We start from the raw sequence: 25,034 nt of genomic DNA, 5'->3' as shown, positions 1-25,034 counted from the left end.
GCGCCGGGCGAGGGAAAAATCCGGCGAGACCTTGCGACGGGCGGCGGCGTCGCCAACTTGATCGAAAGCCCCGCCGACGCTACAGCCCGCCTCGACGAGACCGTTTCCGAGCACCCTTCTGGGAGATTAAAGACATGGCAGTTCGCGTTGCAATCAACGGCTTCGGCCGCATCGGACGGAACGTCCTGCGGGCGATCGTCGAATCGGGCCGCACCGACATCGAGGTCGTCGCCATCAACGATCTCGGCCCGGTCGAGACCAACGCCCACCTGATCCGCTACGATTCCGTGCATGGCCGCTTCCCCGGCACGGTGACCGTCGACGGCGACAGCATCGACGTCGGCCGCGGACCGATCAAGGTCACCGCCGAGCGCGATCCGAAGGCCCTGCCCTGGGGCGCGATGGACATCGACGTCGCGATGGAATGCACCGGCATCTTCACCGATCCGGCGAAGGCCTCGGCGCATCTCGAGGCCGGCGCCAGGAAGGTGCTGATCTCCGGGCCGCTGTCCGGCGCGGCCGGCGCCGAGAAGACCATCGTCTTCGGCGTCAACCATCAGACGCTGACGGCCGACGACAGGATCGCCTCCAACGCCTCCTGCACCACCAACTGCCTCGCCCCGGTCGCCAAGGTGCTCAACGACGCCATCGGCATCGACAAGGGCTTCATGACGACGATCCACTCCTACACCGGCGACCAGCCGACGCTGGACACGCTGCACAAGGACCTCTACCGGGGCCGCGCCGCGGCGCTGTCGATGATCCCGACCTCGACCGGTGCGGCAAAGGCCGTCGGCCTCGTCCTGCCGGAGCTGAACGGCCGCCTCGACGGCGTCGCGATCCGCGTTCCGACCCCGAACGTCTCGGTCGTCGACTTCAAGTTCGTCGCCAGGCGCAAGACCAGCGTCGACGAGATCAAGGACGCGATCCGGACGGCGGCGAACGGCCCGCTGAAGGGCATTCTCGGCTTCACCGACGACAAGAACGTCTCCTCCGACTTCAACCACGATCCGCATTCCTCGGTCTTCCACATGGACCAGACCAAGGTGATGGAAGGAACGCTGGTGCGCGTGATGTCGTGGTACGACAACGAGTGGGGCTTCTCGAACCGCATGTCCGACACCGCAATCGCGATGCAGCAGGCCTGAGGCCGGCGAACTTCCATCATGACAGCGAGACGCGGCCGCCCTTCCGGGGCGGCCTCGTCGTATCTGCGCCCCGTCGCGGAACCGCCGCCGGGCCCCGGCACGATTGCGGCTTCCGGGTGACAGGTGGCGGGCGGAACGCGCCGACGGCCGCCATCCCGAATATTGACGCTTGCGTCAACGGCAGCGAGAGGGCTTTTTTCTTTCAGCATCATAGTTGGGGGGAAACGATGCCGAAAACACTTCTTGCGCGCCTGTCGATCACGGCGTCACTCGTCGCGCTGTCGCTCACTCCAGCCGCGGCCCGCGACATCGATGCCGTCATCTCCTTCGGCGACAGCCTGAGCGACAACGGCAATCTCTACGCTGTTACCGGCGGCACGACGCCGACCTCGCCGCCCTATTATCAGGGGCGCTACTCAAACGGTCCGGTGTTCACCGAATATCTCAACGGCGCGCTGCAGCGGGCTGGCGCCGCGGCACTCGGCGGCATCCAGATCGATCCGACGAAGAACCAGGACTATGCCTTCGGCGGCGCGCGCACCGACACGCTGCCGGCACTGACCCCGGGCATCCCCGACCAGATCGGCCTGTTTCTCAAGGAGGACGGCGTCTTCGCGCCGAACGACGTCGTGACGCTCTACGGCGGCGCCAACGACATCTTCCAGAACCCGGTCCCGACGCCGGCCGGCATCGTCGCCGTCGCGACGCAGGCCGCGCAGAACATCGGCGCGGCGGCGGGCACCCTGTCGAAGCTCGGAGCGCCGACGCTGGTCGTCGTCAATCTCCCCGATCTCGGCCTGACGCCGGCCTATAACGGCACCCCGACCACGATGGTCGCCGGCACGCTGGCTGCCGACACCTTCAACGCCGCCCTGACCCAGGCGGTCTACGCCACGGCCGCCGCCAATCCCGGCACCGACACCTTCCTCGTCGACGTCGAGCGGGTGCAGCGGGCGATCGTCGCCGATCCCGGCCGCTTCGGCTTCACCAACGTGACCGACGGCTGCGTCAACGTTCCGACCTGCGTCGCCGCCCCGCAGGACGTCCAGAACCGCTATCTCTATTGGGACGCCGTCCATCCGACGGCGGCCGCCCACCAGATCTTCGGCTCGCTGGTCCTCGACTACCTCACCGCCGGCGAGCAGGCGGTGAATGTCGGCTCGATGTCGGAGACGGCGATCCTCGACCGCTACGAGGGCGTCTCCTCGGCATACGCCCGCAGCCGCGACGTCTTGGCAGGCGGCGCGAGCGTTCCGGGCCTCTACGCCAGCGTCGGCGGCAACTGGTACGATCGCGGCGACGGCGGCCGCATGCACGGCTACGACCACGACGTCGCCACGCTGAGGCTCGGCTACGACACGATGCTCGGCGACTATCTGTTCGGCGGGGCGGTCAGCTATTCCAACGGCGCGGTCGACAATGCGCCGATCACCTACGACACCCAGGCGTTCGCCGCCGACCTCTATGCCGGAACCCGCGTCGGCGGCTTCGACGTCGGCGCCACCGCCGGCATCGCCCATGCCGACTTCAACGACATCGAGCGCGTGACCCTCGTTCCCGGCATCGTCAACGGCGGCGCCGACACCAACGCCGTCGTCTACGACGTCGGGGCGGAGATCGCCTATCCGATGGTCTTCGGCGATCTCACCGCGACGCCGAGCCTCGCCCTCACCTATCTGCATTTCGACGTCGACGGCTTCACCGAGTCGGGCCTCGCGGCCCGCATCCAGTATGACGGCTACGACCGCGACGCGCTCTTCGGCGCCGCCAATCTCGACCTCGCCTACCAGACCGAGGCCTTCGGGCGACCGGCGAAGCTCACCGGCCGCATCGGCTGGGAGGACAATCTCTCGAACGACGACGCCGGCATCGTCTCGCGGATATCGGGCAGCCCGTCGCACGATTCCTTCGCCGCCTTCGACGACCTCTCCGGGCGCGGCTTCGTTCTCGGCGCCGGAGCCGAAGCCTCGGTCACCGACGCCATCGCGGCATCGGTCAGCTATTCGGTCGGCTTCGGCGACACGATCGACGTCAGCCATGCGGCCAAGGGCATGCTGACCGTGAAGTTCTGAGGCTCGCCAGCCGGCGTCGCAAGGCGCGAATCGCTTCCGCCGAAACACGAGGGGCCGCCTGCGGGCGGCCCTTTCTTTTTTTGTGATCCCGCGGAACGGCGCGAGGGCTCCCGACCTCGCAGTCGAAGTCGCATGGGATCAGGGAGACCGTGTGCAGCGCTTTGCCCTGCCCTCCGGAGCGCGGCCGGGCTGCTGCCCTGTCCCCCGGGTCCGAAGGTCCGGAAGGAGACCTCTTCCGGCGAAACGGACGTCCTTTCCGGAGCCTGGCGCGTCGTCGCGCCTGCGAAGATCCCACGAAAAAGGGCCGGTCGAAGGACCGGCCCGTCTCTTTCGTCGGCTCGCGCCTGCGCCGCCCCGTGCGGCCTATTTGAACAGGCTGAGGATCGAGTCGGAGGAAGAGCCGCCGATGCGCCGGCCCTCGCGGTCGTAGCCGGGGCGCCGGTGCTGTTCCTGGGCGTAGGCCTCCGCGGTGATCGGATCGCCGGTGCGATAGGAGAAGGTCGAGGAGGTCGCGAACTCGCTCGGGGCCATGCTGGCGGCGAGTTCGGCGGCTTTCGCCTCGTCGGCCTGGGACTTCGCCGCGACGAGCTGCGGCATGGCGAGGCTCGGGCAGGCGCCGGACGGCGACAGGTTGGCGACGGTCTCGGCGGTCTGGTCGAAGATGTACTTCCTCTCGCAGACGCCGACATTCGGCGGCCGGCGGGTGATCTCGAAGTAGTCCGAGCCCTTCTTCAGCATCTGCCAGAAGCCGTAATGCTCGGAATTCCGATGCCGGGCCATGTTCTTCGGCGTCATGTGGAAGGGATAGGCCTGGATCTGGAAGGCGCGCTGGCCGCCGTCGAAGGAATAGCGGGCGAGTGTGTAGATCTCCTGCACCTGGTCGTCGTCCATGGCGTAGCAGCCGGACGAGTTGCAGGAGCCGTGGATCATCAGATGCTGGCCGGTGCCGCCGTTCGCCCGGTCATAGGCGTTCGGATAGCCCATGTTGATGGCGAGGTGGTAGTTCGACTTCGGGTTCAGCTGCGCCGGCGTGACGGTGTAGAAGCCCTCGGGGGCCTGCCGGTCCCCCTCCCGTCGCTTCGGCCCGAGCTTTCCCGACCAGGCGCAGATCTTGTAGGTCTTCAGAAGGCCGTAGGTGCCGTCGGTCTTCTGCTTCCACACCTCCATGTCCGACTCCTCCTTGAAGAGCCGGACGAGGATCGGCGAGTTGACGCCCATGTGGTTGGCGTTGATCGCCCGCACGAGATCGGCCGGGAGCGGCGCCTTTTCCGGCGTAAGATCTTCGTAGTTGCAGGCGGAAACGGTCATCAGCGTCGCAGCCAGAGCCGCGGCCGTCACGATACGTCGGACGAACATCCCCTCAAGTCCCCAATCGCCTGCGGCGAGCCAGTCATGGCCCGACCGCCCCTCTCGAACGGCAACCGCCGACCGGTTGCCCCTCATCACGCCCTGGACCGTCCGTACCCCCGGACGGTCGCGACGCATGCCTGCCGACAGTTTCTCACGATTGTCTTAAGCAGCCGTAAACCGTGATCCCTGCCGCCGGGGTGCACCCCTTCTGCAACCCGTCGCCGCACCATGACGCGCGACGATGGCGACATTCTGACAAATGACGGTAGGGAACGGAAGTTGAGTCCTGTGGCCTGGCTGCAACTACGCTCAGAGATTCCGACCGATGGCGAGGAACTTCTCGCGCCGCTGCCCCCGCAGCTCCTCGCCGGTGAGGCCGGCGAGCTCGGCAAGCGCCCGGCGGATGTGCTCGCCGGCCGCGTCGATCGCGGTTTCGGGGCCGCGATGCGCCCCGCCGATCGGCTCCTCGACGATGGCGTCGATGATCGAAAATCCCATCAGGTCCTGCGCCGTCATCTTCATCGCCTGGGCGACGTCGCGGGCCCGCGCCGCGTCGCGATAGAGGATCGAGGCCCCCGCCTCCGGCGCGATGACGTTGTAGATCGCGTGCTCCATCATCAGGACGCGATTCGCCGCCGCGAGCGCCATCGCGCCGCCGGAGCCGCCCTCGCCGATGACCAGCGAGACCAGCGGCACCGTCAGGTTGAGGCAGGCCTCGATGGAGCGGGCGATCGCCTCGGCCTGGCCGCGCTCCTCGGCACCGATGCCGGGATAGGCGCCGGCCGTGTCGACCAGCGTCAGCACCGGGATGCCGAAACGCTCCGCGAGCCCCATGATGCGCACCGCCTTGCGGTAGCCTTCCGGCCGGGCCATGCCGAAATTGTGCTTCAGCCGCGTCTGGGTGTCGGAGCCCTTCTCCTGGCCGATCACCGCGACGGATTGTCCCTCGAAGCGGCCGAAGCCGGCGATCACCGCATGGTCTTCGGCATAATAGCGGTCGCCCGCCAGAGGCACGAAGTCGGTGATCAACCGGCCGAGATAGTCCATGCAGTGCGGCCGGTCGGGGTGGCGCGCGACCTGGGTCTTCTGCCAGGGCGTGAGCTTCTTGTAGAGATCCTCGAGCGCGTCGCGGGAGCGCTTCTCCAGCCGCTCGACCTCCTCGCTGACGTCGACGGCGTCCTCGCCGGCCTCGATCTTCTTCAGCTCGATGATCTGGCCTTCCAGATCGGCGACCGGTTTTTCGAAGTCCAGATAGTTGTGCATGCGTCCTGCGGCTGCGGCCGTCCTGAAGGGATGAAGCGGGCGAGCGCCGGCAGGCAGGGCGACCGCGTGGCGGCACTGGCGACGCAGGGCGCCGCCCCGCCTGCGGCGGGGAATTCTTCGCGGCGGAAACTGGCGACGGGCCGGTTGAATGTCAAGCAACGGCCGCCGGCGCGATGGCGGCCCGGCCGACATGCAGCGTCGCCGCACTTGCCTCCTGCGTTCTCTCGTAATATCTAAAGTTACATGAAACGCGACAGCCGGCTCTCGGGCGTCCTGCACGTCCTCCTGCACATGGCGGAGTGCGACGGCCCCGTCACCTCCGAGACCCTCGCGCAGATGATGCGGACCAATCCGGTGGTGATCCGGCGGGTGATGGCCGGTCTGCGAGCGAAGGGCTACGTCCGGTCGGAGAAGGGCCATGGCGGGGGATGGACGCTGGCCCGCGACCTCGAGACCCTGACCCTGCTCGACATCCATCGCGCGCTCGGCTCGCCGGCTCTTCTCGCGATCGGAAACCGCGACGATGCGCCCGAATGCGCCGTGGAGCAGGCCGTCAACGCGGCGCTCGGCGCCACCTTCGACCGGGTCGAGGCGCTGCTTCTCGCCTCCTTCGGCGACATCACCCTCGCCAGCCTGAGCGAGACCTTCCATCGCCGCCTCGCCGCCTGCCGGGCGGCCACGACCGCCGGGGAGCGCCACCATGGCCACTGACGCCGCGCCGAGCCAGGAGACCTTCATCAGGAGCTTCGACGATCCCGCCGCCGTCGCCCGCTACGCGGAGGGACCGCAACGCTTCGTGCCCGGCCTCGAGGCGCTGCATCGCATGACCGTTCTGCTTCTTGCCGAACGCGCACCGCGTGACGCCAGCGTTCTGGTGCTCGGCGCCGGCGGCGGCAGCGAACTGAAAGCCATGGCGGAAGCGCAACCGGGCTGGCGCTTCGTCGGCGTCGATCCGGCCGGCGAGATGCTGAAGCTGGCGGAGCGCGTCCTCGGCCCCTTGATGGAGCGCGTCACGCTCGTCCGGGGCACGATCGACGATGCGCCCAAGGGCCCGTTCGACGCGGCAACCTGCCTGCTGACGCTGCATTTTCTCGAAGCGGCGGAGCGGACGCGCACGGCCGGCGAAATCCGCCGCCGGCTTCGGCCGGGCTCCCCCTTCGTCGCCGCCCATGCGAGCTTTCCCCAGGATCCCGGCCAGCGCGACGTCTGGCTCGACCGCTACGCCGCCTATCCCGTCGCCATGGGCGCCGATCCCGACGCGGTGGCGAAGGCCCGCGCCGCGGTCGCCGCCAGCCTGAACAGCTTTTCGCCCGACAAGGACGAAGCGATCCTTCGGGAGGCGGGGTTCAAGGACGCGTCGCTGTTCTACGCGGCCTTCACCTGGCGCGGCTGGATCGGACACGCCTGATACTGAGGTGGTCGTGGATTCCCGGACAAGCTGGCGGCTGAGTTGAGCTTGGTCCAGATGTTCGAAAGGCATACCGCGCAGACGAAGCATGATCGTAACCGCGGTTATCGCCGGGCTGTCCTGCTCGCGCGAGGCATAGCGGGTGGCGTGTCGCTCCTGGCACTTCGGCGGGTCACGGGCGCCGCGCCGTCGTCTTCGCAATCCTCACCGATGCCGATCGCGGGGCTGCGGCGCGCACAGCCGATGCTCCCGACGCCCCCAAAGCGCTCTGCGTGCGCCGCCACTCAGCGGGCGGTATGCCGAAACGTTTGGCAAAGGCCCGATTGAAGGCCGCCTCGGTTCCATATCCGGCCTCCTGCGCAATCACCACGATCGCGTCGACGGAATGCCTGAGCCGCAAGCTTGCCAGGTAGAGACGCCAATCGCGAAGATAGCGTATCGGAGAAATGCCGAGACATCCGGCAAAATGCTCCGCGAGTGCACTGCGCGACAGCCCGGAGGCGCGCGCCAGCTCGATCACGGTCCAGTCACGCGTCGGCTCGGCATGAATCAGCGATAGACAGCGGCCGAGCGCCGGATCGTGCACGGCCGCCAGCCAACCGCTCCCCTGTACATCCTCGGGAAGGAACTGGCGTCGCAGCACCTCGAGGAAGGTTACCTCGGTCAGCCGCTCGAGCACCGAGCCGCCGCCGCGTATCGGATTGTCCACCTCGATGACGATTTGGCGGATCGTCTGGGCGAGCCAGTCGTCGTGTGTGGATCCGAGCGTGCGGACATGGATGAATGTCGGCAAAACGTTGCGGAACGGAAGGAAGTCCATCGCTTCGCACTGGATGTAGCCGCAGAGCATGCGCAGTTCATGCGCACCGCGGCCATAGCGGAGGACCGGGACCTCGCCCCACGGGCCTGGCGGCAGGTCTCTGCCCGGATCGATAAGTGGTCCACCGTCGCCCACTCCGATTGCGTGACCGGTACCGAAGGGGAAAGCAGCGATGTCCCCCTCGACAAGCGTTGTGCGTTCACCCTCGAACTCAAGCCAGCACGTGCCTCCCGCCACGATGTGGAAGCCAATAGAATCGCGCGGCTTGTAGGGAGCCGGCGAGGCATCGGTCGCCCACTCGCCGCTCGGCATGAAGCAGTACTGCATCGAGCCCGTAATACGGACACGCCTCAGGGCTTCCGACAGCAGGTCCCCAACCACGCCGGTGCGTGGATTTCTGGTCAAGAGTTCGGGTGTCGCGGCCAAAGACATGACGTCAGCACTGGGCGAAGATGCGCCAGTTCAATGAAGAACAGAGGCGGAGATTATCATGTCGGACAATGCAAAGAAATTGGTCGTGCTCATCACCAAGGGAATCGACTCGGAATTGTCGTCGGTCGCGTTTACCATCGCCAATGGCGGGCTGACCGCGGGGCTCAAGGTTTTCGTCTTCCTGACGAGCTCGGCCATCGACGTCGTGCGCAAGAATGGCCAGACGTTAACTCATGTTCCGCCGCTCGACTCACTGGCGGCCCTGATCGGCGATTTCCAGAATCGCGGCGGGGTGATCTGGGCCTGTCCGCCCTGCGTCAGGTCGCGCGGATATGAGCAGGCCGATCTGCTCGACGGAGTGGTCATCGCCGGCGCCGGCGTCATGCACGCCGAGATCAAGGACGGGGCGGCCACACTGTCATTCTAGCCTCGACTATCCGGCGCGATGCGGCGAGCGGCCCTGGTCGCTCGCCGCGAAGAAAGGCCGATACTCGAGAGACGGATTTCTGCCTGCGTCTCGCCGGTGGACGCCGCCGAGAGAGGTGGTTCCAGTTGTCTGAACAGTCTCACTGGTTCCGATTAGTGGATCGGCTGCGGGTTTCAGGCCGGAGCGAGCAGCGGCCGGTTGGCAGCAAGAGGCATTGAAGACGGATTTTGTTCCGAAACTGGATTTTCACCGAGCCTCCGGATTTGCATCGAAATCCAGATGTCCTCAACGGGCGGACGCGTCAGCGGCTTCGCCCGTCGGCATGATCCGACCTTCAGCCGGCTCGACGCTCAGTCCCGGCTTGCCGGCGACAGCGGATGATGGTCGGTGACGAGGCGGATCAGCCGTTCTTCGAGGACGTGGGTGTAGATCTGCGTCGTCGAGATGTCGCTGTGGCCGAGCAGTTCCTGCACGGCCCTGAGATCCGCCCCGTGTTTCAGGAGATGGCTGGCGAAGGCGTGGCGCAGGACGTGCGGCGAAATCTTCGCGGCCGCAATGCCGGCCCGGGCCGCGAGCGCCTTGAGGTCGCGCGCGAATGCCTGGCGGGTGAGGTGACCCGCCGCGGAATCGGCGGGAAAGAGAAAGCGCTCGTTCCCCTCCGGCCTGCGCCCCGGCTCCCGCGCCACCTCGGCATAGCGGTTCATGGCGTCGCCCGCCGCCTCGCCGATCGGCACCATGCGCTCCTTGCCGCCCTTGCCCCTGACGACGATCGCCTGGCCGGTCGCCCTGAGCACCGAGCGCGGCAGGGAGACGAGTTCGGAGACGCGCATCCCGGTGGCGTAGAGCAGTTCGACGAGGGCGTGCAGCCTCGCCGCGCGCAGCCTGGCGGCCGCCGAAAGCCGGTCGTCGCCGGCCTCTGCCGCGGCGAGGTCGAGCAGCCTGTCGACCTCCTCCTCGCCCATCACCTTGGGCAGCGGCCGTTTCTTCTTCGCCCCCTCGATCGGGCCGGTCGGATCGTCGCCGCGCCGGCCCTCTGTATAGAGGAAGCGGTAGAACTGGCGGAGCGCCGAGAGCCGGCGCGCCCGGCTCGATTCGGCAAGGCCCGCGGCGGCGAGCGCGGCGACATAGGAGCGGATGGCGGCGGTGTCGGCGGCGGCGAGCGACGTGCCGCGGCCGGCGAAATGGTGGCTCGCGTCTTCGAGGTCGCGGCGATAGGCGTCGAGCGTGTTGACGGACGCCCCGCGCTCGACGGCCATCATCTCGAGGAACGCCTCCGCCTCGAAGCCGGCGCCGCGCCCGGGCATCGCGCCCTGCCCTTTCCCCGCATCGCCCGCCGGGGCTTGAGCCCGCGGCCGGCTCACGGCCGCAGCTCCGACAGCCCCTCGTCCGACGCGGCGGCGGGCGCCGCGCCCGTCGCGGGCTTCGGCGTCTCGTCGGCTTCCGGCAGGACGACGGGCACGCTGACTTCGGTGCGGGTCGGTTGCACGAAGTAGACGAGAGCGGCCATCATGCCGTAGATGAGGCCGCAAACGACGGCGAGGATCGTCAAGAGGCGTACGAGTGTCGGCATCGGCGTCTGTCGAAGTCAGTTTCGAGCCACGGCTCGCGTCCCTTTGCCCCGCTTCTAGAGGCAATGACGAAAGACGCAAGTCCGCTCGGGATCCGGCGCCCGTTACGGCGTGCCGGGTTCGACGCAATCTCAAGGTTACGCCGAACGGAGGGACGGTCGGGCTGATGGACGGCGAGACGGTGTTGGAGACGAGTGCGTCGGTCCGCGAGCGGCTGGGCGAAAGGCCGCTGGTGCTCGTCGGGCTGATGGGGGCCGGCAAGACGACCGTCGGCCGCAAGGTCGCCTCGAGCCTGTCGCTGCCCTTCGTCGACAGCGACGCCGAGATCGAAGCCGTCTCCACCATGACCGTCGCCGAACTCTTCGAAGCATACGGGGAGCCGGAGTTCCGGGCCCTGGAAGCGCGGGTCATCGCAAGGCTCGTCCAGGAGGGGCCGCGGGTGATCGCCACCGGCGGCGGCGCCTATATGAATGCCGGCACGCGGCAACTCCTCGCAGATCATGCCGTGACCGTGTGGCTGAAGGCCGATCTCGACACGCTGATGGAGCGGGTCGCCCGGCGCTCAGACCGGCCGCTGCTCAAGGCGCCGGACCCGAGAAAGGTGATGCAGGAACTGATGGACAAGCGCTATCCGGTCTATGCCGAAGCCGACCTGACGGTGACGTCGCGGCCGGTGAAACGCGAGGTGATCGCCGCCGAGATGATCGACGCGCTCGAAGCCCATCTCGACGGCGGACGGAGGCGTTGATGCCAGCCGGCGATCCTTCGGCTCCGGCGGCTCATGCCGGCCACGCCCCTGCCCGCGTCGACAAGGAGCACAGCGTCCGCGTCGAACTCGGGGCGCGTTCCTACGACATCCTGATCGGCGAGGGGCTGATCGACCGCGCCGGCACGGAGGTGGCGGCCCGGCTTCCCGGCGCGCGCGTCCTCGTCGTCACCGACGAGCGGGTGGCGAAGCTCCATCTCGGCCGCCTGGAGATCGCGCTTTCCGGAGCCGGCATCGCCAGTTCGACCCTCGTCCTGCCGGCCGGCGAGACGACCAAGTCCTTCGCCCATCTTGAGCGCAGCGTCGACGCGATCCTCGAAGCCCGGCTCGAACGCGGCGACGCGGTGGTCGCCCTCGGCGGCGGCGTCATCGGCGACCTCGCCGGCTTCGCCAGCGCCGTCGCCAAGCGCGGCATGGGCTTCGTGCAGGTTCCGACGACCCTGCTCGCCCAGGTCGATTCCTCCGTCGGCGGCAAGACCGGCATCAACACGCCGCGCGGCAAGAACCTCGTCGGCGCCTTCCACCAGCCGGCGCTCGTGCTTTCCGACGTCGCGACGCTCGACACGCTGTCGCCGCGGGAATTTGCCGCCGGCTATGCCGAGGTGGTGAAATACGGCCTGATCGACCGGCCGGACTTCTTCGACTTTTTGGAGAAGAACCGCGCGGCGATCTTTGCCGGCGGCCCGGAGCGTGCCGAGGCGATCCGCATCTCCTGCGAGGCCAAGGCGGCGGTCGTCGCCGCCGACGAGGAGGAACACGGCGCGAGGGCGCTGCTCAATCTCGGCCACACCTTCGGCCACGCGCTGGAGCGGGCGGTCGGCTACGACGCCGCGCGGCTCGTGCACGGCGAGGGCGTTTCCATCGGCATGGCGCTGGCGCACCGCTTTTCGGTAAAGCTCGGTCTCGCCACCGGCCAGGACGCCGGGCGGGTCGCGGCGCATCTGCGCGCCGCGGGGCTTCCGACCGAAATATCGGCAATCCCGGGCCCGGCGATCGGCCGCGAGACGCTGATGGAGGCGATCGCCCAGGACAAGAAGGTCTCGCGCGGCCGCCTCACCTTCATCCTCACCCGCGGCATCGGCCGGTCCTTCCTCGCCGGCGGCGTCGATCCCGCCGAGGTCGAAGGCTTCCTCGACGAAGAACTCTCCCAATGACCACGGCGCTCTGGATCTATCTCGGCATCGTCATCGTGCTGATCCTCGTCTCCGCCTTCTTCTCCGGTTCGGAGACGGCGCTGACGGCGGTCTCGCGGGCCCGGCTGATGAGCTACGAAAAGAACGGCGACCAGCGGGCCGGCGTGGTGCAGCGGCTGATCGAGAAGAAGGACCGGCTGATCGGCGCCCTCTTGATCGGCAACAACCTCGTCAACATCCTCGCCTCCTCGCTCGCCACCACCGCCTTCATCGGCCTGTTCGGCGAGACCGGCGTCGTCTATGCGACGATCGCGATGACCATCCTCGTCGTCATCTTCGCCGAGGTGCTGCCGAAATCGGCGGCGATCGCCCGGCCGGACGGCTTCGCGCTCAACGTCGCGCGGCCGGTGGCGTTCTTCGTCGCGGCGGTCGGGCCGGTGACGGCGACGGTGAACTTCGTCGTCCGGCGGATCCTCTTGCTGTTCGGCGTCGGGCTGGAATCCGGCGCCTCGCTGCTGACCGCCCACGAGGAGCTGCGCGGCGCCGTCGAGGTGCTCCACCGCGAGGGCTCCCTCGTCAACGCCGACCGCAACCGGCTGGGCGGCCTGCTCGACCTGCACGAGCTGGAAGTGTCGGACGTCATGGTCCACCGCACCTCGATGCGGCAGATCAACGCCGAGGACCCGCCGGCGGAGATCGTCCGGCAGGTGCTCGAAAGCCCCTATACCCGCATGCCGGTCTGGCGCGGCCACTACGACAACATCGTCGGCGTCATCCACGCCAAGGACGTGCTGCGGGCGCTGCACGAGGTCGACAACGACCCTTCGAGGGTCAACGTCCCGAAGATCTGCATCCGGCCCTGGTTCGTGCCCGAGACGACGACGCTGCAGGACCAGCTCAACGCCTTCCTGCGGCGCAAGTCGCATTTCGCCATCGTCGTCGACGAATATGGCGAGGTCGAAGGGCTGATCACCCTCGAGGACATCCTCGAGGAGATCGTCGGCAACATCGCCGACGAGCACGACGTCGACATGCAGGGCGTCAAGATCGAGGCGGACGGCTCGGTGGTGGTCGACGGCCAGGTGCCGATCCGCGACCTCAACCGCGCCCTCGACTGGAACCTGCCGGACGAGGAGGCGGTGACCATCGCCGGCCTGGTGATCCACGAGACCCAGACGATTCCCGAAGAGCGCCAGGCCTTCACCTTCTTCAACAAGCGCTTCACCGTCTTGAAGCGCGAGAAGAACCGCATCGCCAAGCTGCGGATCCGCCCGGCGACCGTGCTGGTGCCGCCGAAGAAGCCGGCCTTCGCCCATGCCGCGGCAGGGCTCGCCGAACCGATCGCCGAGCCGCAGGAGACCGATCCGGAGGTGCTCGACGCCGCGATCGAGGAGATGGAGGAGGTCGAGGCCGGAACCACCGGCGAGGCGCGATCCGCGACGCGCGAACGCTGGCACGACGACGGGCTGAACGACGAGGGCTGGCATGCGAACGGCGACGCCGAGCCCGGCCATGGCGGGCGCTGGCGGCCCGACGGCGACGACGAGCGCGAAGCCGACGACGGACGCGAGGCTGAGGAGCCCGGCGAAGCCGGCGCCGGGCGCGACATCCGCACCGCCGGCGGGGGCGGCCGCGACGACGAGCGGCACTGAAGCATCCTCAGGCAATCCCGTCCCGGCGTCCGGCGCTCCTCCGGCGCTTTCCCCGCGGCGAAGATCCCCCTTGCAATTGCCCCGCGGACCGTTACCTCTCGGCACAGCTCACACGGGGTGCCGACAAGGCTGAGAGGCGAGAGCCAACCCGTCGAACCTGATCCGGATCATGCCGGCGGAGGGATTGCGGGCTCAGGCCGAATCGAACCTGACGCGCCTCGCCCTCCCGCTTCCGGCGAAACGAAAGCGCGCTTCATGGCCTCGACCCCATCCATCGCCCGACGGACCGTCCTCGGCCTGCTGGCCGGCCTCGCCGGATCCGCCGCTGCGATCGTGACGCCTGCCCTCGCCGCGGAGGGCGGCCAGAAGCCCACCCTCACCGTCTACACCTACGACAGCTTCTCGGCCGACTGGGGCCCGGGGCCGAAGCTGAAGCAGGCCTTCGAAGCGGGCTGCGGCTGCAACCTCGTCTTCGTCGGCCTCGAGGATGGCGTCGCGATCCTCAACCGGCTGAAGCTCGAGGGCGCCTCGACCAAGGCCGACGTCGCCCTCGGCCTGACCAGCGATCTCATTCCCGAGGCGAAGGCGACGGGCATGTTCGCAAAGAGCGGCGTCGACACCTCCGGCCTGACGGTTCCGACGGGCTTTTCCGACGAGGTGTTCGTGCCCTACGACTATTCCTACCTCGCCTTCGTCTACGACAGCGACACCGTGAAATCGCCGCCCGCGAGCCTCGACGATCTCGTCTCCGGCGATCCGGATCAGAAGATCGTCATCGAGGATCCCCGAACCTCCACCCCCGGCCTCGGCTTCCTGCTCTGGATGAAGGCGGTCTACGGCGAAGAGGCCGCGGCGAAATGGCAGGCGCTGAAGCCGCGCATCCTCACCGTCACGCCCGGCTGGAGCGAGGCCTACGGCCTGTTCACCAAGGGCGAGGTGCCGATCGTCCTGTCCTACACGACTTCGCCCGCCTATCACGAGATCGAGGAAGACACCCGGCGCTACAAGGCGGCGGGCTTCAAGGAGGGGCAGTATCTTCAGATCGAGGTGGCCGGCATCCTGAAGGACAGCCCGCATGCCGACCTCGCCGCGCGTTTTCTCGGTTTCCTCGTCGGCCGCGAGGCGCAGGAGATCCTGCCGACCACCAACTGGACGCTGCCGGTGCGCGGCGACGTCGCCCTGCCGGAGGCGTTCTCGCATCTCGTCGATGTCGAAAAGCCGATCATGATCGACCCCGAAACCGTCGCCAAGAACCGCCGCGCCTGGACCGACGAATGGCTCGAGGCCGTCGGGGCGCGGTGAGAGCGGGCGTGTTGGTGTGCGGAGGGAAGCCTGTGCCGGTGCGGCTGGGCGCCCCCCTCTGCCTGCCGGCATCTCCCCCGCCAGGGGGGAGATCAGGCAGCGTCGGGCGCAGCTCCAATCCCTCAACGGTTGCGGCGGCAGAAACGCTGCCGAGGAGGCGCCGCCACTCCCGCTTCGATCTCCCCCCTTGTGGGGGAGATGCCGGCAGGCAGAGGGGGGTATCTCGTAGAGCGCCGACCCGACCTGCGGACCGCGACGTCCCATGAACACCCGCACCGATCGCCGGATCCGAATCGGCGCCGGGATCATCGCCGCCCTCCTCGCCCTCGGCTTTCTCCTCGGCGGCATTCTCGTCCTCCTCGTCGCCACCGACCAGGCGCCGGACGTCGTGGCGCTTCTGGGCGATCCCTACGTCCGGTCGATCCTCGGCTTCACCCTCACGCAGGCCGGGCTTTCCACTCTCTTCTCGGTCATCCTGGCGATCCCCCTCGCCCTCGCTCTCCATCGGGCTCGCTTTCCGGGCAAGCGGCCGATCCTTCGGCTGTTCCTTCTGCCGCAGGCGCTGCCGGTCCTCGTCGGCGCCCTCGCCGTCATCACCATCTGGGGCCGCAACGGCATCGTTTCCGACGCCCTGGCGTTTCTCGGGCTGCCGCGGCTCGAGGTCTACGGCCTTTCCGGCATCCTGATCGCCCATGTGTTCTTCAACATGCCGCTGGCGGCCCGGCTGTTCGTCGCGGCTCTCGATCGGATCCCGGCGGAACGCTGGAAGCTTTCGGGCCAGCTCGCGCTGCCGCCCCTCACCGTCCTCGCGACCGTCGAATGGCCGGCGCTGCGCACGGCGCTTCCCGGCGCCGCGGCGCTGGTCTTCATGCTCTGCGTCACGAGCTTCACCATCGTCCTCGTCCTCGGCGGCGGCCCCGCCGCGACGACGCTGGAAGTCGCCGTCTACCAGGCGCTGCGCTACGACTTCGACCCCGGCCGGGCGATCGGCCTGTCGGCGATCCAGATCGTGCTGACGGCGCTGGTTCTCCTTTCGACCTTCCTCCTCGGCCGCGATCCCGCCGGCGGCTTCGGCACGGGCGCCGCGGCCCGGCGCTTCGACGCGCAGAGCCCGGTGCGGGCCGGCTTCGACGGCCTCGTCGTCCTCTGCGGTACGCTCTTCGTCGCGAGCCCCTTTGCCGCGATCCTCGTCTCCGGCCTCGCCGCCGACCTTTACCGCCTCGCCGGCGACGCGGCCGTCCTCGAGGCGGCGCTGACCAGCCTTTGCGTCGCCGGCGCCGCCGCCTCGCTCTCCGTCGTCCTCTCTGCCCTGGTGCTGATGGCGATCGAGGCGCTGCGCTTCGGGGACCGGAAAGGCCCCGTCCGCAGATCCCTGCGCATCGGCCTCGAAACCGCGACGAGCCTCGTCCTCGTCGTCTCTCCGGTGATCGTCGGGGCCGGCTGGTTCCTGCTCCTGCGCAACGTCACCGACGTCCTCGCCGCCGCACCCTACGTCGTCGTCGCGACGAACGCGGTGATGGCGATGCCCTTCATCGTGCGGATCGTCGGGCCGGCCCTCAGCGAGGCGAGCGACGAGACCGGCCGCCTCGCCGAGAGCCTCGGCCTCGCCGGCCTCGCGCGGCTCGCCTTCGTCGACTGGCCGGCGATGCGGCGGCCGCTCGCCCTCGCCTTCGCCTTCGCGCTGGCGCTCTCCTTCGGCGATCTCGGTGCGATCGCCCTGTTCGGCTCGAACGACTTCGTGACGCTGCCCTATCTCCTGCTGCAGCGGATGGGGAGCTATCGCAGCGCCGATGCGGCCGGGCTCGCGCTCATCCTTGCGCTGATCACCATCGTCCTGATGGGCTTCGTCGAGCGCGGCTTCGCCGGACGCCGGGAGGCCGGAACGTGACCGGCCGACAGCCCAATCCCGCGTCCGAGGCGGCCCCCGCGGCGCTCGTCCTCGACGGGGTGCGTTTCGCCCATGGCGAAATGCCGATGCGCTTCGACCTTGCGGTCGAGGCCGGCGAGTGGCTGGCGCTGATCGGCCCGAGCGGGGCGGGCAAGTCGACCCTCCTCGATCTCGCCGCCGGCTTCCTGCGGCCGACCGCCGGACGGATCTTCATGGCGGGGCGCGACGTCACCGGGCTTTCACCGGCGGAGCGGCCGCTCTCGATGCTGTTCCAGGAGAACAACCTCTTTCCCGGCCTCGACGTCTTCCGCAACGTCGCGCTCGGTCTGTCGCCGCGTCATCGGGTCTCGAAGGCCGACCGGAAGCGGGTCGAGGCGGCGCTCGCCGCCGTCGGCCTCGAAGGCTACGGGCGGCGGCGGCCGGCGGAGATGTCGGGCGGCGAGCGCCAGCGCGTCGCCCTGGCGCGCGCCTTCCTGCGCCGGCGGCCGCTGATTTTGCTCGACGAGCCCTTCGCGGCACTCGGCCCGGCGCTGCGGCGGGACATGCTGGCGCTTCTGGCGCGGCTCAGACGGGAGGGTGGCGAGCCGCCGGCGACGGTCGTGATGGTCACCCATCATCCGGAGGACGCGGCCCGCGACGCCGACCGCGTCGCCTATCTCGAGGCCGGCTCCGTCGCGGCGATCGGGGCGACCGGTCCGATGCTCTCCGGACAGGCGGATGCGCGGGTCGCGCGTTATCTCGGCCTCGCCGAGCGGCCGGGCTGACGCATTTCCGGCGGAATTCCTGTCTAGCCCTTAGCAAAATGGGGTCGGGGGATTCCTATCCGCGAAATGATCGGCGATGTTGCCATTCCGGGCTTTCGGAACGGCAACCGATTCGATTAGTTGCTGGGCGGCAATCGAGGGCGGCGAAGGCGAGATCGCGGTCGGGATGGACGAGGCGTCAATCGCGTCAATGGCAGCTATTTGGCATGAACTGAAGATCGGGCCGACATTGCGGGCGCTTCTAAGCGGCGCCGCACTGGCAGGGCTCGCGCTCTCTACCGGCTGCACGACGGTCGAGGCGGGCCTCGACAGCTTCTCCGGCGCCAAGACCGACGACAGCCTGCAGGCCGGCTATACCTCGACACGCCAGCCGATCACCTTCGAGACCGCCCAGCAGAGCGACCCGCAGTCGGTGATCGGCAAGAGCCAGCATCCGAAGATCCTCGCCGCCTATGGCGGGGCCTATTCCGATCCGAAGCTCGAACAGGCTCTGGCCGGCATTGTCGGGCGGCTGGCGGCGGCGACCGACGACCCGAATCGGGCCTATCGGATCACCATCCTCAACTCGCCCAACATCAACGCTTTCGCCCTGCCGGGCGGTTACGTCTACATCACGCGCGGCCTGCTCGCGCTGGCCAACGATTCCTCCGAGGTCGCCGCGGTGATCGGCCACGAGATGGGCCACATCACCGCCAATCACGGCATCCAGCGCCAGCAGCGCGAACAGGCGGCCGAGCTCGCGAGCCGCGTCGTCTCGGAAGTGCTCGAAAACGAATCGGCCGGGCAGATCGCGCTCGCCAAGGGCAAGCTCAGCCTCGCCCAGTTCTCGCGGCAGCAGGAGCTGCAGGCCGACAGCCTCGGCATCGCCCACATCGCCCGGGCCGGCTACGATCCCTTCGCCGCGTCGCGCTTCCTCAAGGCGATGGACGCCTATGCCAACATGCGCAACGCCTTCCAGGCGAAGGATCCCAATCTCGACTTCCTCGCCTCGCACCCCTCGGCGCCGCAGCGCATCGAGCTCGCCGAGCGCCTCGCCCGCAATGTCGGGCCGGCGGGAAGCACCGGCACGCGCGACCGCGACCGCTATCTCGACGGGATCGACGGCATGCTGTTCGGCGATTCCGCCGCCGAGGGCTACGTGCGCGAGCGGACCTTCCTGCATCCAGGCCTCGGCATCAGCTTCACGGTGCCGAAGGGCTTCGTCCTCGACAACACCGCCGAGGCTGTGATGGCGACCGGGCCGGACGATACGGCGATCCGCTTCGACGGCGTCGCTCTGCCGCCGAACCGCAGCCTCGTCGACTACGTCAATTCCGGCTGGATCGGCGGGCTCGAGCCGGGCAGCGTGCGCCAGCGCCAGATCCACGGGCTCGAGGCGGTCTCGGCCAAGGCGCTCGGCGGCGAATACAGCTTCGACGTCACGGTGGTGCGGCTCGGCGGGCAGGTGTACCGCTTCCTGACCGCGGTGCCGGCCAAGGCCTCGGTGGATGCGACCCAGATCGCCTCGCAGACCGCCGACACGTTCCACCAGCTGACGCCGGAGGAGCAGGCGGCGCTGAAGCCGCTGCGCATCCGCATCGTCGAGGCGAAGGCCGGCGAGACGGCGGACACGCTCTCGTCCCGCATGATCGGGGTGGACGGCAAGGAGCGGCTGTTCCGCCTGCTCAACGAGCTCGGCCCGGACGATGCCGTGAAGGCCGGCGAGCGCTACAAGATCGTCGCCGAATAGACGCCGGGCGGGGGCCGCGCGGCCGCTTCGATCCCGCCCCACCGGTCCGGAACTCGGCGCGGTTCGCCGAAAGGCATCGTGCGGAAAATCGACACCACCCGGTCCCCGGCATGGCCGGCGCCGCGCACCGTCATCCCGGGCATCCCGGGCATCCGGTCGGCAAAGATCATTCGCCGCCGGAAGGGTCCTGTGGCCGTTGCCGCGACGAGCCGACGCTGACCGCTTTGTTCCTGCCGGTCATCGCGACCTTCAGCTTGGAGCGGAGCAGCACGATCAGCATCTCCTCGTCGCCGAGCGGCTGGGTGCGCCCACGGCCTTCCCACTCCATCGCCACCTCCAGGAGGCACATGTCGAGAAGCCGCGAGGCGAAGTGGAGATTCGCGCGCTCGGCAAGGTCCTTGCAATGCGCGATCTCGTGAATGAGGCTTGCCATTTGCAGATCCAGATCGTCGGTAACGTTCAAAGCCATGGGCTTTTTCCAGACCGCTCGAGCACGCCCGGATAGGCCCACTGGCCCTCGGGGCGGATCAGCTTGTAGGGACCGTCGTCGATCGAGATCGCCGATGCGGGGGGAGCGGCTTCGTCGACCATCTCGACGAAGGTGTGGCCGGAGAAGTCGAAGGGCGCGCCGTTGTGCTTCACCTTGAAGCCGAAGCGCTGCCAGAACGGCAGATAGTCCTCCCGCGCGTGGCCGTAGAGCTTGCGAAAGCCCTTGTCACGGCAGAGATCGACACTCGCCCGCACCAGTTCGAAGGCGATGGTCGAGCGGCGGAACTCCTTGCGCACCGCGAGCCGCTCCATCTTCGCGAAGTCGCCGAAGAAGCGGATGCGCATGCAGCCCGCCGGCTCGCCCTTGACCGAATAGAGCAGATGCGTCGCCGCGAAGTCGTTGCCGTCGAACTCCTCGTCGAAGGGACAGGACTGCTCGCCGATATAGACGGCGCTGCGGACCGCGGCGACCCGGAACAGGTCGTCGAGGCCGTGGACGACGGTGATGCCGGTGCCGCCGTTCGTCGCCACCGGCTGGTCGTAGCGCGGCCGCGGGAAGAAGCGGGAATTCTGCGCCCGGCGCTTGATGAAGAGGTTGGGCCGGAAGGTCCCGCGCCATTCGACGCCCTCCTCGAAGCCGAGGCGCAGCATCGCCCGGCGGCCGCGTTCGGTCGCGACGTTGGCGATCATGTCGGCGCCGGCGTAGCGCGGCGAGGAGAAGTGATCGACGACCAGGGTGATCGCATTGGCGAGGATGCCCGGCGTGTAGGAAGCCCAGCTGTAGACGGCGGCCGGCGTCTCGGCCTGGCTGACGAGATAGCGGTCCTGCGGATCGGCGAGGTCCATGCGGTCGTCGAGCAGCGCCTCGTAGCCTTCCTCGTTGAGGAGGAGGACGGTGACGAAGCCCTCCGGCCGGGCCGCGCCGCGGCGGGCGGCGAGCCAGATCGTGTCGGGATTGGTCCGCGTCAGCCGCTCGATCGTCTCCGGCCGGGCCAGCGGGCCGATCGCGGCCTCCGCCTTGGGCAGCAGGGCTTCGATGGCCTCGCGGGTGACCGCGTTGCGGACCTCGATCAAACGGGCGGCACGCGCGGCGCCGGTCTCTGCATGATTGCCCATGTGCATTCCCGTCAAATGGCTTAGAATGGCTGGATTGCCGGCAATCTATGCGATCTCTTCCCGGGTATGTTTTGCGAATTTGAAAGGGGGGCGTTCCGTCGATGGAACACACATGGCGTGGTGTCGACTGGGACAGCGTCCGCATCTTTCTGGTGGTGGAGCGCAACCGCAGCTTCCGTTCGGCGGCCGAGGAACTCGGCGTCGGCGTCAACACCGTCCGCAACGCCGTCGCCCGGCTGGAGGACCAGCTCGGCTACAGGCTGTTCTACCGCGAGGTCGCCGGCGTCACCCTGACGCCGGAGGGCCGCCGGGTGATCACCTCGGCGCGCGACGTCGAGCAGTCGATGTCGGACATGTGGCGGGTGGCGCAGACATCCGCCGCGACCCGCGCCGGCCCGGTGTTCCTCGCCATCACCGAAGGGCTCGGCAGCTTCTGGCTGACGCCGCGCCTCGCCGAATTCATGGAGACCGAGGACGGGCGCGACATCCAGATCAACCTGCAATGCGCGATGCGCTCGGTCGACGTGCTGCGGCTCGAGGCGGACATCTCGGTGCAGCTCACCGAGCCGACCGCGCCGGAACTGGTGAAGAAGCAGCTGGGGCGGCTCCATACCATGCCCTTTGCCAGCCGCGCCTATCTGGAGAAATACGGCACCCCCCGCTCGATCGCCGACCTCGTCCACCACCGCATCGTCGTGCAGCAGACCGAGCAGCTCCAGCACATCGACTTTTCGGCGGTGTTCGGCCTCGAGCTCGGCGAGCGGATGGTGAAGCTCAACACCAATTTCGCCAGCGCCCATTACTGGGCGATCGCCAAGGGCGCCGGGATCGGCCTCCTCCCGAACTACGCGATCGCCATCGGCGCCGACGTGGTTCCCGTCGACATCGACCTCGTCTTCAGCCTCGACATCTGGATGGCGGTGCATCCCGAGGTCCGCAAGACGATCCGGCACCGGGCCTTCATCGACTGGCTGGCGGAATCGTTCTCCTCGCACCGTTTTCCCTGGTTCGGCGATTCCTTCATGCCCCCCCATGAAATTGCCGCACGTTTCAGTGAAGAAGACCTCGCAACCTATTTCTGCGGCCTCACGCCCCACTACAATTCGTCGACGAAAATATGATATATGCGACCATCGAGACATTCGTCCTGCAGGAGTGACCCGAGCGTGCCAGCCCCCATTGACGTCCATGTCGGAGCGCGGTTGCGAGAGGCCAGGATCGCGGCTGGGCTGTCCATGGAGGAGTTGGGTCTCGCGCTCAGCGTCAGCGGCGACCAGCTCGACCGGTTCGAGCGCGGCGCCGAGCGCATCGGGGCAAGTCGGCTCTATCTCGCCTGCCAGCGCCTGCGCGTTCAGCCGACCTATTTCTTCGAAGGTCTCGGCGAGTTCGGCCCCGACGGGGCGGACGGCGACGTCGTGGCGACATCCCATTCGAACGGCCATGCCGCCGGGATCGCCGTCGACCGGCTGATCGAATCCATCATGCAGCGCATCCGCACGGAACGGGCACGGGACTGATCCCGAAGCACCCGGAAGGTTCCGTTTCCGCCGCCCGCCGTCCACCGGTCCCGAAACCCGACCGGCGGCGAGCCCGCGGCCAGCCTTGAGACCGCCGAATTGCGTGCGGCGGTCCCCGCCGGCCAGAGGCGGCGAACGGCCGCCTCTTTCACCCGGCAGAGAGGAAACCCCATCCTTGCGGCGTCGTGGGCCGCGATGGATGCAAATCCCTCCATTTCGGACTCGGCCGAAGGCGGCCGGCACAAGCGCCCGTCCGCCGCCGCGGCATTGCGGATTCGACGCGGCGACACGGGCGGTGAAACGGCACGGCGCCGAGATTTGCGCCATCCGGCCAGAGCCGGCGCCTGAGCCGGCTCCTGAGCCGGCCGGCAGAACCGGCCCGGCCGGGCGCTCGCCGTCAGCTCACATAGGCGGCGCGGTCGGCGTTGGTCTCGAGCAGGGCCACGCGCAGCTTTTCGAGTGCCCGGGTTTCGATCTGCCGCACCCGCTCCTTGGAGATGCCGAGCTTCAGGCCGAGCGCCTCGAGCGTCGCGCCGTCGTCCTGCAGCCGGCGCTCGCGGATGATCTTGAGTTCGCGTTCGGAGAGGACGTCGAGGGCGCTGTTCAGCCAGGTGACCCGGCGCTCGTCGTCGATCGAGCTCGACACCATCTCGTCGGGAAGCGGCGCGTCGGAAACGAGGAAGTCCTGGCGATCGGCGGATCCGGACTCGTCCTCGATCAGCGGCGCGTTGAGCGAGGAATCCGGGCCGGAAAGGCGCGAATCCATCAGCGCGACGTCGCCTTCCGAAACCTTCAGCGCGGTCGCGATCTCGCGATACATGTCGGTGCCGGACAGGCTTTCCGAGCCCTGGCTCAGGCGGGCGCGCAGGCGGCGCAGGTTGAAGAACAGCGCCTTCTGGGCGGACGAGGTTCCGCCGCGCACGATCGACCAGTTGCGCAGGATGTAGTCCTGGATCGAGGCGCGGATCCACCAGGTAGCATAGGTCGAGAAGCGCACTTCGCGCTCGGGCTCGAAGCGGGCGGCCGCCTCCAGGAGCCCGACATGGCCTTCCTGGATGAGATCGCTCATCGCCAGGCCGAAATGGCGGAACTTCGAGGCCATGGAAATCACCAGGCGCATGTGGGCGGAGGTGATCTTGTGAAGTGCCTCCTGGTCGCCCTGCTCCTTCCAGCGTACGGCCAGCTCGTACTCCTCCTCCCTCTGCAGATAAGGGGCGGCCATTGCGGCGCGGATCATGGTGCGACGAGCGGACTGTGACTTCATGGGACCCTCCGGTCGGTCAGAACGGCTTTTGATGCCTCTGGCGTGCGAAACACACGCTCCGGGTCCTCGATTAACGCGGCGACGAGCCAAACGTTCCCAAAAGGGCAAACTTTTTGGTGCGAGATAGGGGAGAGGGGGAAAAGGTCAAGCGCATCATCGTGATAACGCTTTCTTTCCTTTTGTGTAGCACCGGCGCGCGACAAAAAAAAGACCGGCCCGGTGTTGAAACCGGGCCGATCTCGTTGGTCGGGTCTTTTTCGAACGCTGTCGCGCCTCGCGACGGCGGGTGGGTGCGGCTCAGGCGGCCTGTTCCTGCTCCTCGTCGCCCTCTTCGGCATCCGCATCGGAATCGGCGTCGGCTTCTGCCTCGGTCGAAGCCTTGGGACCGCGCTTCGGCCCCTTGTTGAGGTTGACCTCGATGAGCCTGACGGCCTCGGTCTCGGAGACCTCGTTCACGGCGGCGAGTTCCCGCGCCATGCGGCCGAGCGCCGCCTCGTAGAGCTGCCGCTCGGAATAGGACTGCTCGGGCTGGCTCTCGGCGCGGTAGAGGTCGCGGACCACCTCGGCGATCTGGATCAGGTCGCCGGAATTGATCTTGGCGTCGTATTCCTGGGCGCGACGGCTCCACATCGTCTTCTTCACGCGCGCACGGCCCTGGACCACCTTCAGCGCACGCTCCACGAAATCCGTCTCCGACAGCTTGCGCATGCCGACGGACTTCGCTTTGGCAACAGGAACCTTGAGCCGCATCTTGTCCTTCTCGAAGTCGATGACGAACAGCTCGAGCGTCATGCCCGCCACCACCTGTTCCTCGATCGCGACGATCTGGCCGACACCGTGCGCAGGGTAGACGATGCTCTCGCCGGTCTTGAACCCCTGGCTAGCCGTTGCCTTCTTCTGACTGCTCATACGCTTTTTCCAACTCC

Annotated in this window: 23 protein-coding genes, 1 pseudogene and 1 riboswitch; of the genes and pseudogenes, 14 read left to right on the top strand and 10 right to left on the bottom strand. The window is 68.1% G+C overall.

The features are described from left to right. Positions 1–134: 134 nt before the first annotated feature. Positions 135–1,148, top strand: coding sequence for a type I glyceraldehyde-3-phosphate dehydrogenase (gap, locus tag J1C47_RS12870; protein WP_207351170.1), 1,014 nt, complete (start codon positions 135–137; stop codon positions 1,146–1,148). 227 nt (positions 1,149–1,375) lie between these two features. Continuing rightward, positions 1,376–3,220: an autotransporter domain-containing protein gene (locus J1C47_RS12865; RefSeq protein ID WP_207351169.1), complete on the top strand. Its 1,845-nt coding sequence runs from the start codon at positions 1,376–1,378 to the stop codon at positions 3,218–3,220. A 363-nt stretch (positions 3,221–3,583) separates the two neighbouring features. On the opposite strand, the gene J1C47_RS12860 is transcribed toward J1C47_RS12865, so the two are convergent. After that, entirely contained in the window at positions 3,584–4,576 is a 993-nt protein-coding gene (locus J1C47_RS12860; RefSeq protein WP_207351168.1) for a L,D-transpeptidase family protein, read from the bottom strand. 303 nt (positions 4,577–4,879) lie between these two features. Continuing rightward, positions 4,880–5,833 carry an acetyl-CoA carboxylase carboxyltransferase subunit alpha gene (locus tag J1C47_RS12855; protein ID WP_207351167.1) on the bottom strand — a complete coding sequence of 318 codons (954 nt, stop codon included), beginning with the start codon at positions 5,831–5,833 and terminating at the stop codon, positions 4,880–4,882. A gap of 243 nt (positions 5,834–6,076) precedes the next feature. Between J1C47_RS12855 and J1C47_RS12850 the strand changes: the two genes are divergently transcribed. Both J1C47_RS12850 and J1C47_RS12845 read left to right on the top strand, forming a co-directional pair. Next, positions 6,077–6,544, top strand: a complete 468-nt coding sequence (locus J1C47_RS12850; RefSeq protein WP_207351166.1) for an Rrf2 family transcriptional regulator — start codon at positions 6,077–6,079, stop codon at positions 6,542–6,544. Next, entirely contained in the window at positions 6,534–7,241 is a 708-nt protein-coding gene (locus J1C47_RS12845) for a class I SAM-dependent methyltransferase (RefSeq protein ID WP_207351165.1), read from the top strand. Before J1C47_RS12850 ends, J1C47_RS12845 begins: the two co-directional genes overlap by 11 nt. A gap of 172 nt (positions 7,242–7,413) precedes the next feature. Here J1C47_RS12845 and J1C47_RS12840 read toward each other — a convergent pair whose 3' ends face one another. Beyond that, the gene (locus J1C47_RS12840; protein WP_207351164.1) at positions 7,414–8,493 is read right to left on the bottom strand and encodes an AraC family transcriptional regulator; all 1,080 of its coding nucleotides are present in this window, start codon (positions 8,491–8,493) and stop codon (positions 7,414–7,416) included. A gap of 58 nt (positions 8,494–8,551) precedes the next feature. On the opposite strand from J1C47_RS12840, the gene J1C47_RS12835 reads away from it, so the two are divergent. Continuing rightward, positions 8,552–8,920, top strand: a complete 369-nt coding sequence (locus J1C47_RS12835) for a DsrE family protein (protein WP_207351163.1) — start codon at positions 8,552–8,554, stop codon at positions 8,918–8,920. Between the two features lie 350 nt (positions 8,921–9,270). On the opposite strand, the gene xerD is transcribed toward J1C47_RS12835, so the two are convergent. Beyond that, positions 9,271–10,224, bottom strand: a complete 954-nt coding sequence (xerD, locus tag J1C47_RS12830) for a site-specific tyrosine recombinase XerD (protein ID WP_207351162.1) — start codon at positions 10,222–10,224, stop codon at positions 9,271–9,273. Between the two features lie 53 nt (positions 10,225–10,277). Continuing rightward, complete coding sequence (locus J1C47_RS23750) at positions 10,278–10,490, bottom strand: hypothetical protein (RefSeq protein WP_245396538.1); 213 nt, start codon at positions 10,488–10,490, stop codon at positions 10,278–10,280. Between the two features lie 164 nt (positions 10,491–10,654). On the opposite strand from J1C47_RS23750, the gene J1C47_RS12820 reads away from it, so the two are divergent. The 7 genes and pseudogenes from J1C47_RS12820 (at position 10,655) to J1C47_RS12790 (ending at position 19,722) form a co-directional block, all read left to right on the top strand. Next, a complete protein-coding gene (locus J1C47_RS12820; RefSeq protein WP_207351161.1) occupies positions 10,655–11,236 on the top strand; it encodes a shikimate kinase in 582 nt (193 codons plus the stop codon). Beyond that, complete coding sequence (gene aroB, locus J1C47_RS12815; protein WP_207351160.1) at positions 11,236–12,408, top strand: 3-dehydroquinate synthase; 1,173 nt, start codon at positions 11,236–11,238, stop codon at positions 12,406–12,408. Before J1C47_RS12820 ends, aroB begins: the two co-directional genes overlap by 1 nt. After that, positions 12,405–14,039, top strand: a complete 1,635-nt coding sequence (locus tag J1C47_RS12810; RefSeq protein ID WP_425354560.1) for an HlyC/CorC family transporter — start codon at positions 12,405–12,407, stop codon at positions 14,037–14,039. The genes aroB and J1C47_RS12810 overlap by 4 nt, the downstream gene beginning before the upstream one ends. A gap of 103 nt (positions 14,040–14,142) precedes the next feature. Beyond that, a riboswitch (TPP riboswitch) is annotated at positions 14,143–14,241 on the top strand. Between the two features lie 53 nt (positions 14,242–14,294). Continuing rightward, on the top strand, positions 14,295–15,341 hold the full coding sequence (thiB, locus tag J1C47_RS12805) for a thiamine ABC transporter substrate binding subunit (protein WP_207351159.1): 1,047 nt from the start codon (positions 14,295–14,297) through the stop codon (positions 15,339–15,341). Between the two features lie 262 nt (positions 15,342–15,603). Next, the gene (locus J1C47_RS12800; protein WP_207351158.1) at positions 15,604–17,229 is read left to right on the top strand and encodes a thiamine/thiamine pyrophosphate ABC transporter permease ThiP; all 1,626 of its coding nucleotides are present in this window, start codon (positions 15,604–15,606) and stop codon (positions 17,227–17,229) included. A gap of 113 nt (positions 17,230–17,342) precedes the next feature. Continuing rightward, positions 17,343–17,993 (top strand): annotated as a pseudogene (locus tag J1C47_RS12795) (thiamine ABC transporter ATP-binding protein); the annotation flags it as partial. Between the two features lie 190 nt (positions 17,994–18,183). Beyond that, a complete protein-coding gene (locus J1C47_RS12790; protein ID WP_207351157.1) occupies positions 18,184–19,722 on the top strand; it encodes a M48 family metalloprotease in 1,539 nt (512 codons plus the stop codon). Here the strand turns inward: J1C47_RS12790 and J1C47_RS12785 are convergent. Genes J1C47_RS12785 through J1C47_RS12775 form a run of 3 tightly spaced genes read right to left on the bottom strand, consistent with a single transcriptional unit; the run spans position 19,701 to position 21,327 of the window. Then, a complete protein-coding gene (locus J1C47_RS12785) occupies positions 19,701–19,892 on the bottom strand; it encodes a hypothetical protein (protein ID WP_207351156.1) in 192 nt (63 codons plus the stop codon). The genes J1C47_RS12790 and J1C47_RS12785 overlap by 22 nt on opposite strands. After that, on the bottom strand, positions 19,889–20,155 hold the full coding sequence (locus J1C47_RS12780; RefSeq protein ID WP_207351155.1) for a hypothetical protein: 267 nt from the start codon (positions 20,153–20,155) through the stop codon (positions 19,889–19,891). The genes J1C47_RS12785 and J1C47_RS12780 overlap by 4 nt, the downstream gene beginning before the upstream one ends. Positions 20,156–20,181: 26 nt before the next feature. After that, positions 20,182–21,327 (bottom strand): GNAT family N-acetyltransferase, encoded by a 1,146-nt coding sequence (locus J1C47_RS12775; protein WP_207351154.1) that lies wholly within the window; start codon positions 21,325–21,327, stop codon positions 20,182–20,184. Between the two features lie 101 nt (positions 21,328–21,428). Here J1C47_RS12775 and J1C47_RS12770 point away from each other — a divergent pair, with 101 nt between their 5' ends. Together J1C47_RS12770 and J1C47_RS12765 are read left to right on the top strand one after the other, a co-directional pair. Beyond that, the gene (locus J1C47_RS12770; protein WP_207351153.1) at positions 21,429–22,448 is read left to right on the top strand and encodes a LysR family transcriptional regulator; all 1,020 of its coding nucleotides are present in this window, start codon (positions 21,429–21,431) and stop codon (positions 22,446–22,448) included. A 45-nt stretch (positions 22,449–22,493) separates the two neighbouring features. Further along, positions 22,494–22,844, top strand: coding sequence for a helix-turn-helix domain-containing protein (locus J1C47_RS12765; RefSeq protein WP_207351152.1), 351 nt, complete (start codon positions 22,494–22,496; stop codon positions 22,842–22,844). Between the two features lie 397 nt (positions 22,845–23,241). Here J1C47_RS12765 and J1C47_RS12760 read toward each other — a convergent pair whose 3' ends face one another. Beyond that, positions 23,242–24,108 carry an RNA polymerase factor sigma-32 gene (locus J1C47_RS12760; protein WP_207351151.1) on the bottom strand — a complete coding sequence of 289 codons (867 nt, stop codon included), beginning with the start codon at positions 24,106–24,108 and terminating at the stop codon, positions 23,242–23,244. Between the two features lie 297 nt (positions 24,109–24,405). Then, positions 24,406–25,017 carry a CarD family transcriptional regulator gene (locus tag J1C47_RS12755; protein ID WP_207351150.1) on the bottom strand — a complete coding sequence of 204 codons (612 nt, stop codon included), beginning with the start codon at positions 25,015–25,017 and terminating at the stop codon, positions 24,406–24,408. Positions 25,018–25,034 lie beyond the last annotated feature (17 nt).

This window comes from Jiella sonneratiae (assembly GCF_017353515.1).
Taxonomy (GTDB): domain Bacteria; phylum Pseudomonadota; class Alphaproteobacteria; order Rhizobiales; family Rhizobiaceae; genus Jiella; species Jiella sonneratiae.
The sequence above is the reverse complement of the archived record's forward strand: the minus strand, read 5'-3'. Positions and strand labels throughout refer to the sequence as shown.

Excerpts from the sequence above, each read along its gene's own strand:
- J1C47_RS12785 (WP_207351156.1), bottom strand. The coding sequence starts at position 19,892 with ATGATCTTTGCCGACCGGATGCCCGGGATGCCCGGGATGACGGTGCGC.
- J1C47_RS12840 (WP_207351164.1), bottom strand. The coding sequence starts at position 8,493 with ATGTCTTTGGCCGCGACACCCGAACTCTTGACCAGAAATCCACGCACC.
- J1C47_RS12760 (WP_207351151.1), bottom strand. The coding sequence starts at position 24,108 with ATGAAGTCACAGTCCGCTCGTCGCACCATGATCCGCGCCGCAATGGCC.
- J1C47_RS23750 (WP_245396538.1), bottom strand. The coding sequence starts at position 10,490 with ATGCCGACACTCGTACGCCTCTTGACGATCCTCGCCGTCGTTTGCGGC.
- J1C47_RS12790 (WP_207351157.1), top strand. The coding sequence starts at position 18,184 with ATGGCAGCTATTTGGCATGAACTGAAGATCGGGCCGACATTGCGGGCG.
- J1C47_RS12775 (WP_207351154.1), bottom strand. The coding sequence starts at position 21,327 with ATGGGCAATCATGCAGAGACCGGCGCCGCGCGTGCCGCCCGTTTGATC.
- J1C47_RS12865 (WP_207351169.1), top strand. The coding sequence starts at position 1,376 with ATGCCGAAAACACTTCTTGCGCGCCTGTCGATCACGGCGTCACTCGTC.
- J1C47_RS12780 (WP_207351155.1), bottom strand. The coding sequence starts at position 20,155 with ATGGCAAGCCTCATTCACGAGATCGCGCATTGCAAGGACCTTGCCGAG.
- J1C47_RS12860 (WP_207351168.1), bottom strand. The coding sequence starts at position 4,576 with ATGTTCGTCCGACGTATCGTGACGGCCGCGGCTCTGGCTGCGACGCTG.
- aroB (WP_207351160.1), top strand. The coding sequence starts at position 11,236 with ATGCCAGCCGGCGATCCTTCGGCTCCGGCGGCTCATGCCGGCCACGCC.
- J1C47_RS12800 (WP_207351158.1), top strand. The coding sequence starts at position 15,604 with ATGAACACCCGCACCGATCGCCGGATCCGAATCGGCGCCGGGATCATC.
- J1C47_RS12820 (WP_207351161.1), top strand. The coding sequence starts at position 10,655 with ATGGACGGCGAGACGGTGTTGGAGACGAGTGCGTCGGTCCGCGAGCGG.
- J1C47_RS12755 (WP_207351150.1), bottom strand. The coding sequence starts at position 25,017 with ATGAGCAGTCAGAAGAAGGCAACGGCTAGCCAGGGGTTCAAGACCGGC.
- J1C47_RS12810 (WP_425354560.1), top strand. The coding sequence starts at position 12,405 with ATGACCACGGCGCTCTGGATCTATCTCGGCATCGTCATCGTGCTGATC.
- gap (WP_207351170.1), top strand. The coding sequence starts at position 135 with ATGGCAGTTCGCGTTGCAATCAACGGCTTCGGCCGCATCGGACGGAAC.
- J1C47_RS12855 (WP_207351167.1), bottom strand. The coding sequence starts at position 5,833 with ATGCACAACTATCTGGACTTCGAAAAACCGGTCGCCGATCTGGAAGGC.
- J1C47_RS12770 (WP_207351153.1), top strand. The coding sequence starts at position 21,429 with ATGGAACACACATGGCGTGGTGTCGACTGGGACAGCGTCCGCATCTTT.
- xerD (WP_207351162.1), bottom strand. The coding sequence starts at position 10,224 with ATGCCCGGGCGCGGCGCCGGCTTCGAGGCGGAGGCGTTCCTCGAGATG.
- J1C47_RS12835 (WP_207351163.1), top strand. The coding sequence starts at position 8,552 with ATGTCGGACAATGCAAAGAAATTGGTCGTGCTCATCACCAAGGGAATC.
- thiB (WP_207351159.1), top strand. The coding sequence starts at position 14,295 with ATGGCCTCGACCCCATCCATCGCCCGACGGACCGTCCTCGGCCTGCTG.
- J1C47_RS12850 (WP_207351166.1), top strand. The coding sequence starts at position 6,077 with ATGAAACGCGACAGCCGGCTCTCGGGCGTCCTGCACGTCCTCCTGCAC.
- J1C47_RS12845 (WP_207351165.1), top strand. The coding sequence starts at position 6,534 with ATGGCCACTGACGCCGCGCCGAGCCAGGAGACCTTCATCAGGAGCTTC.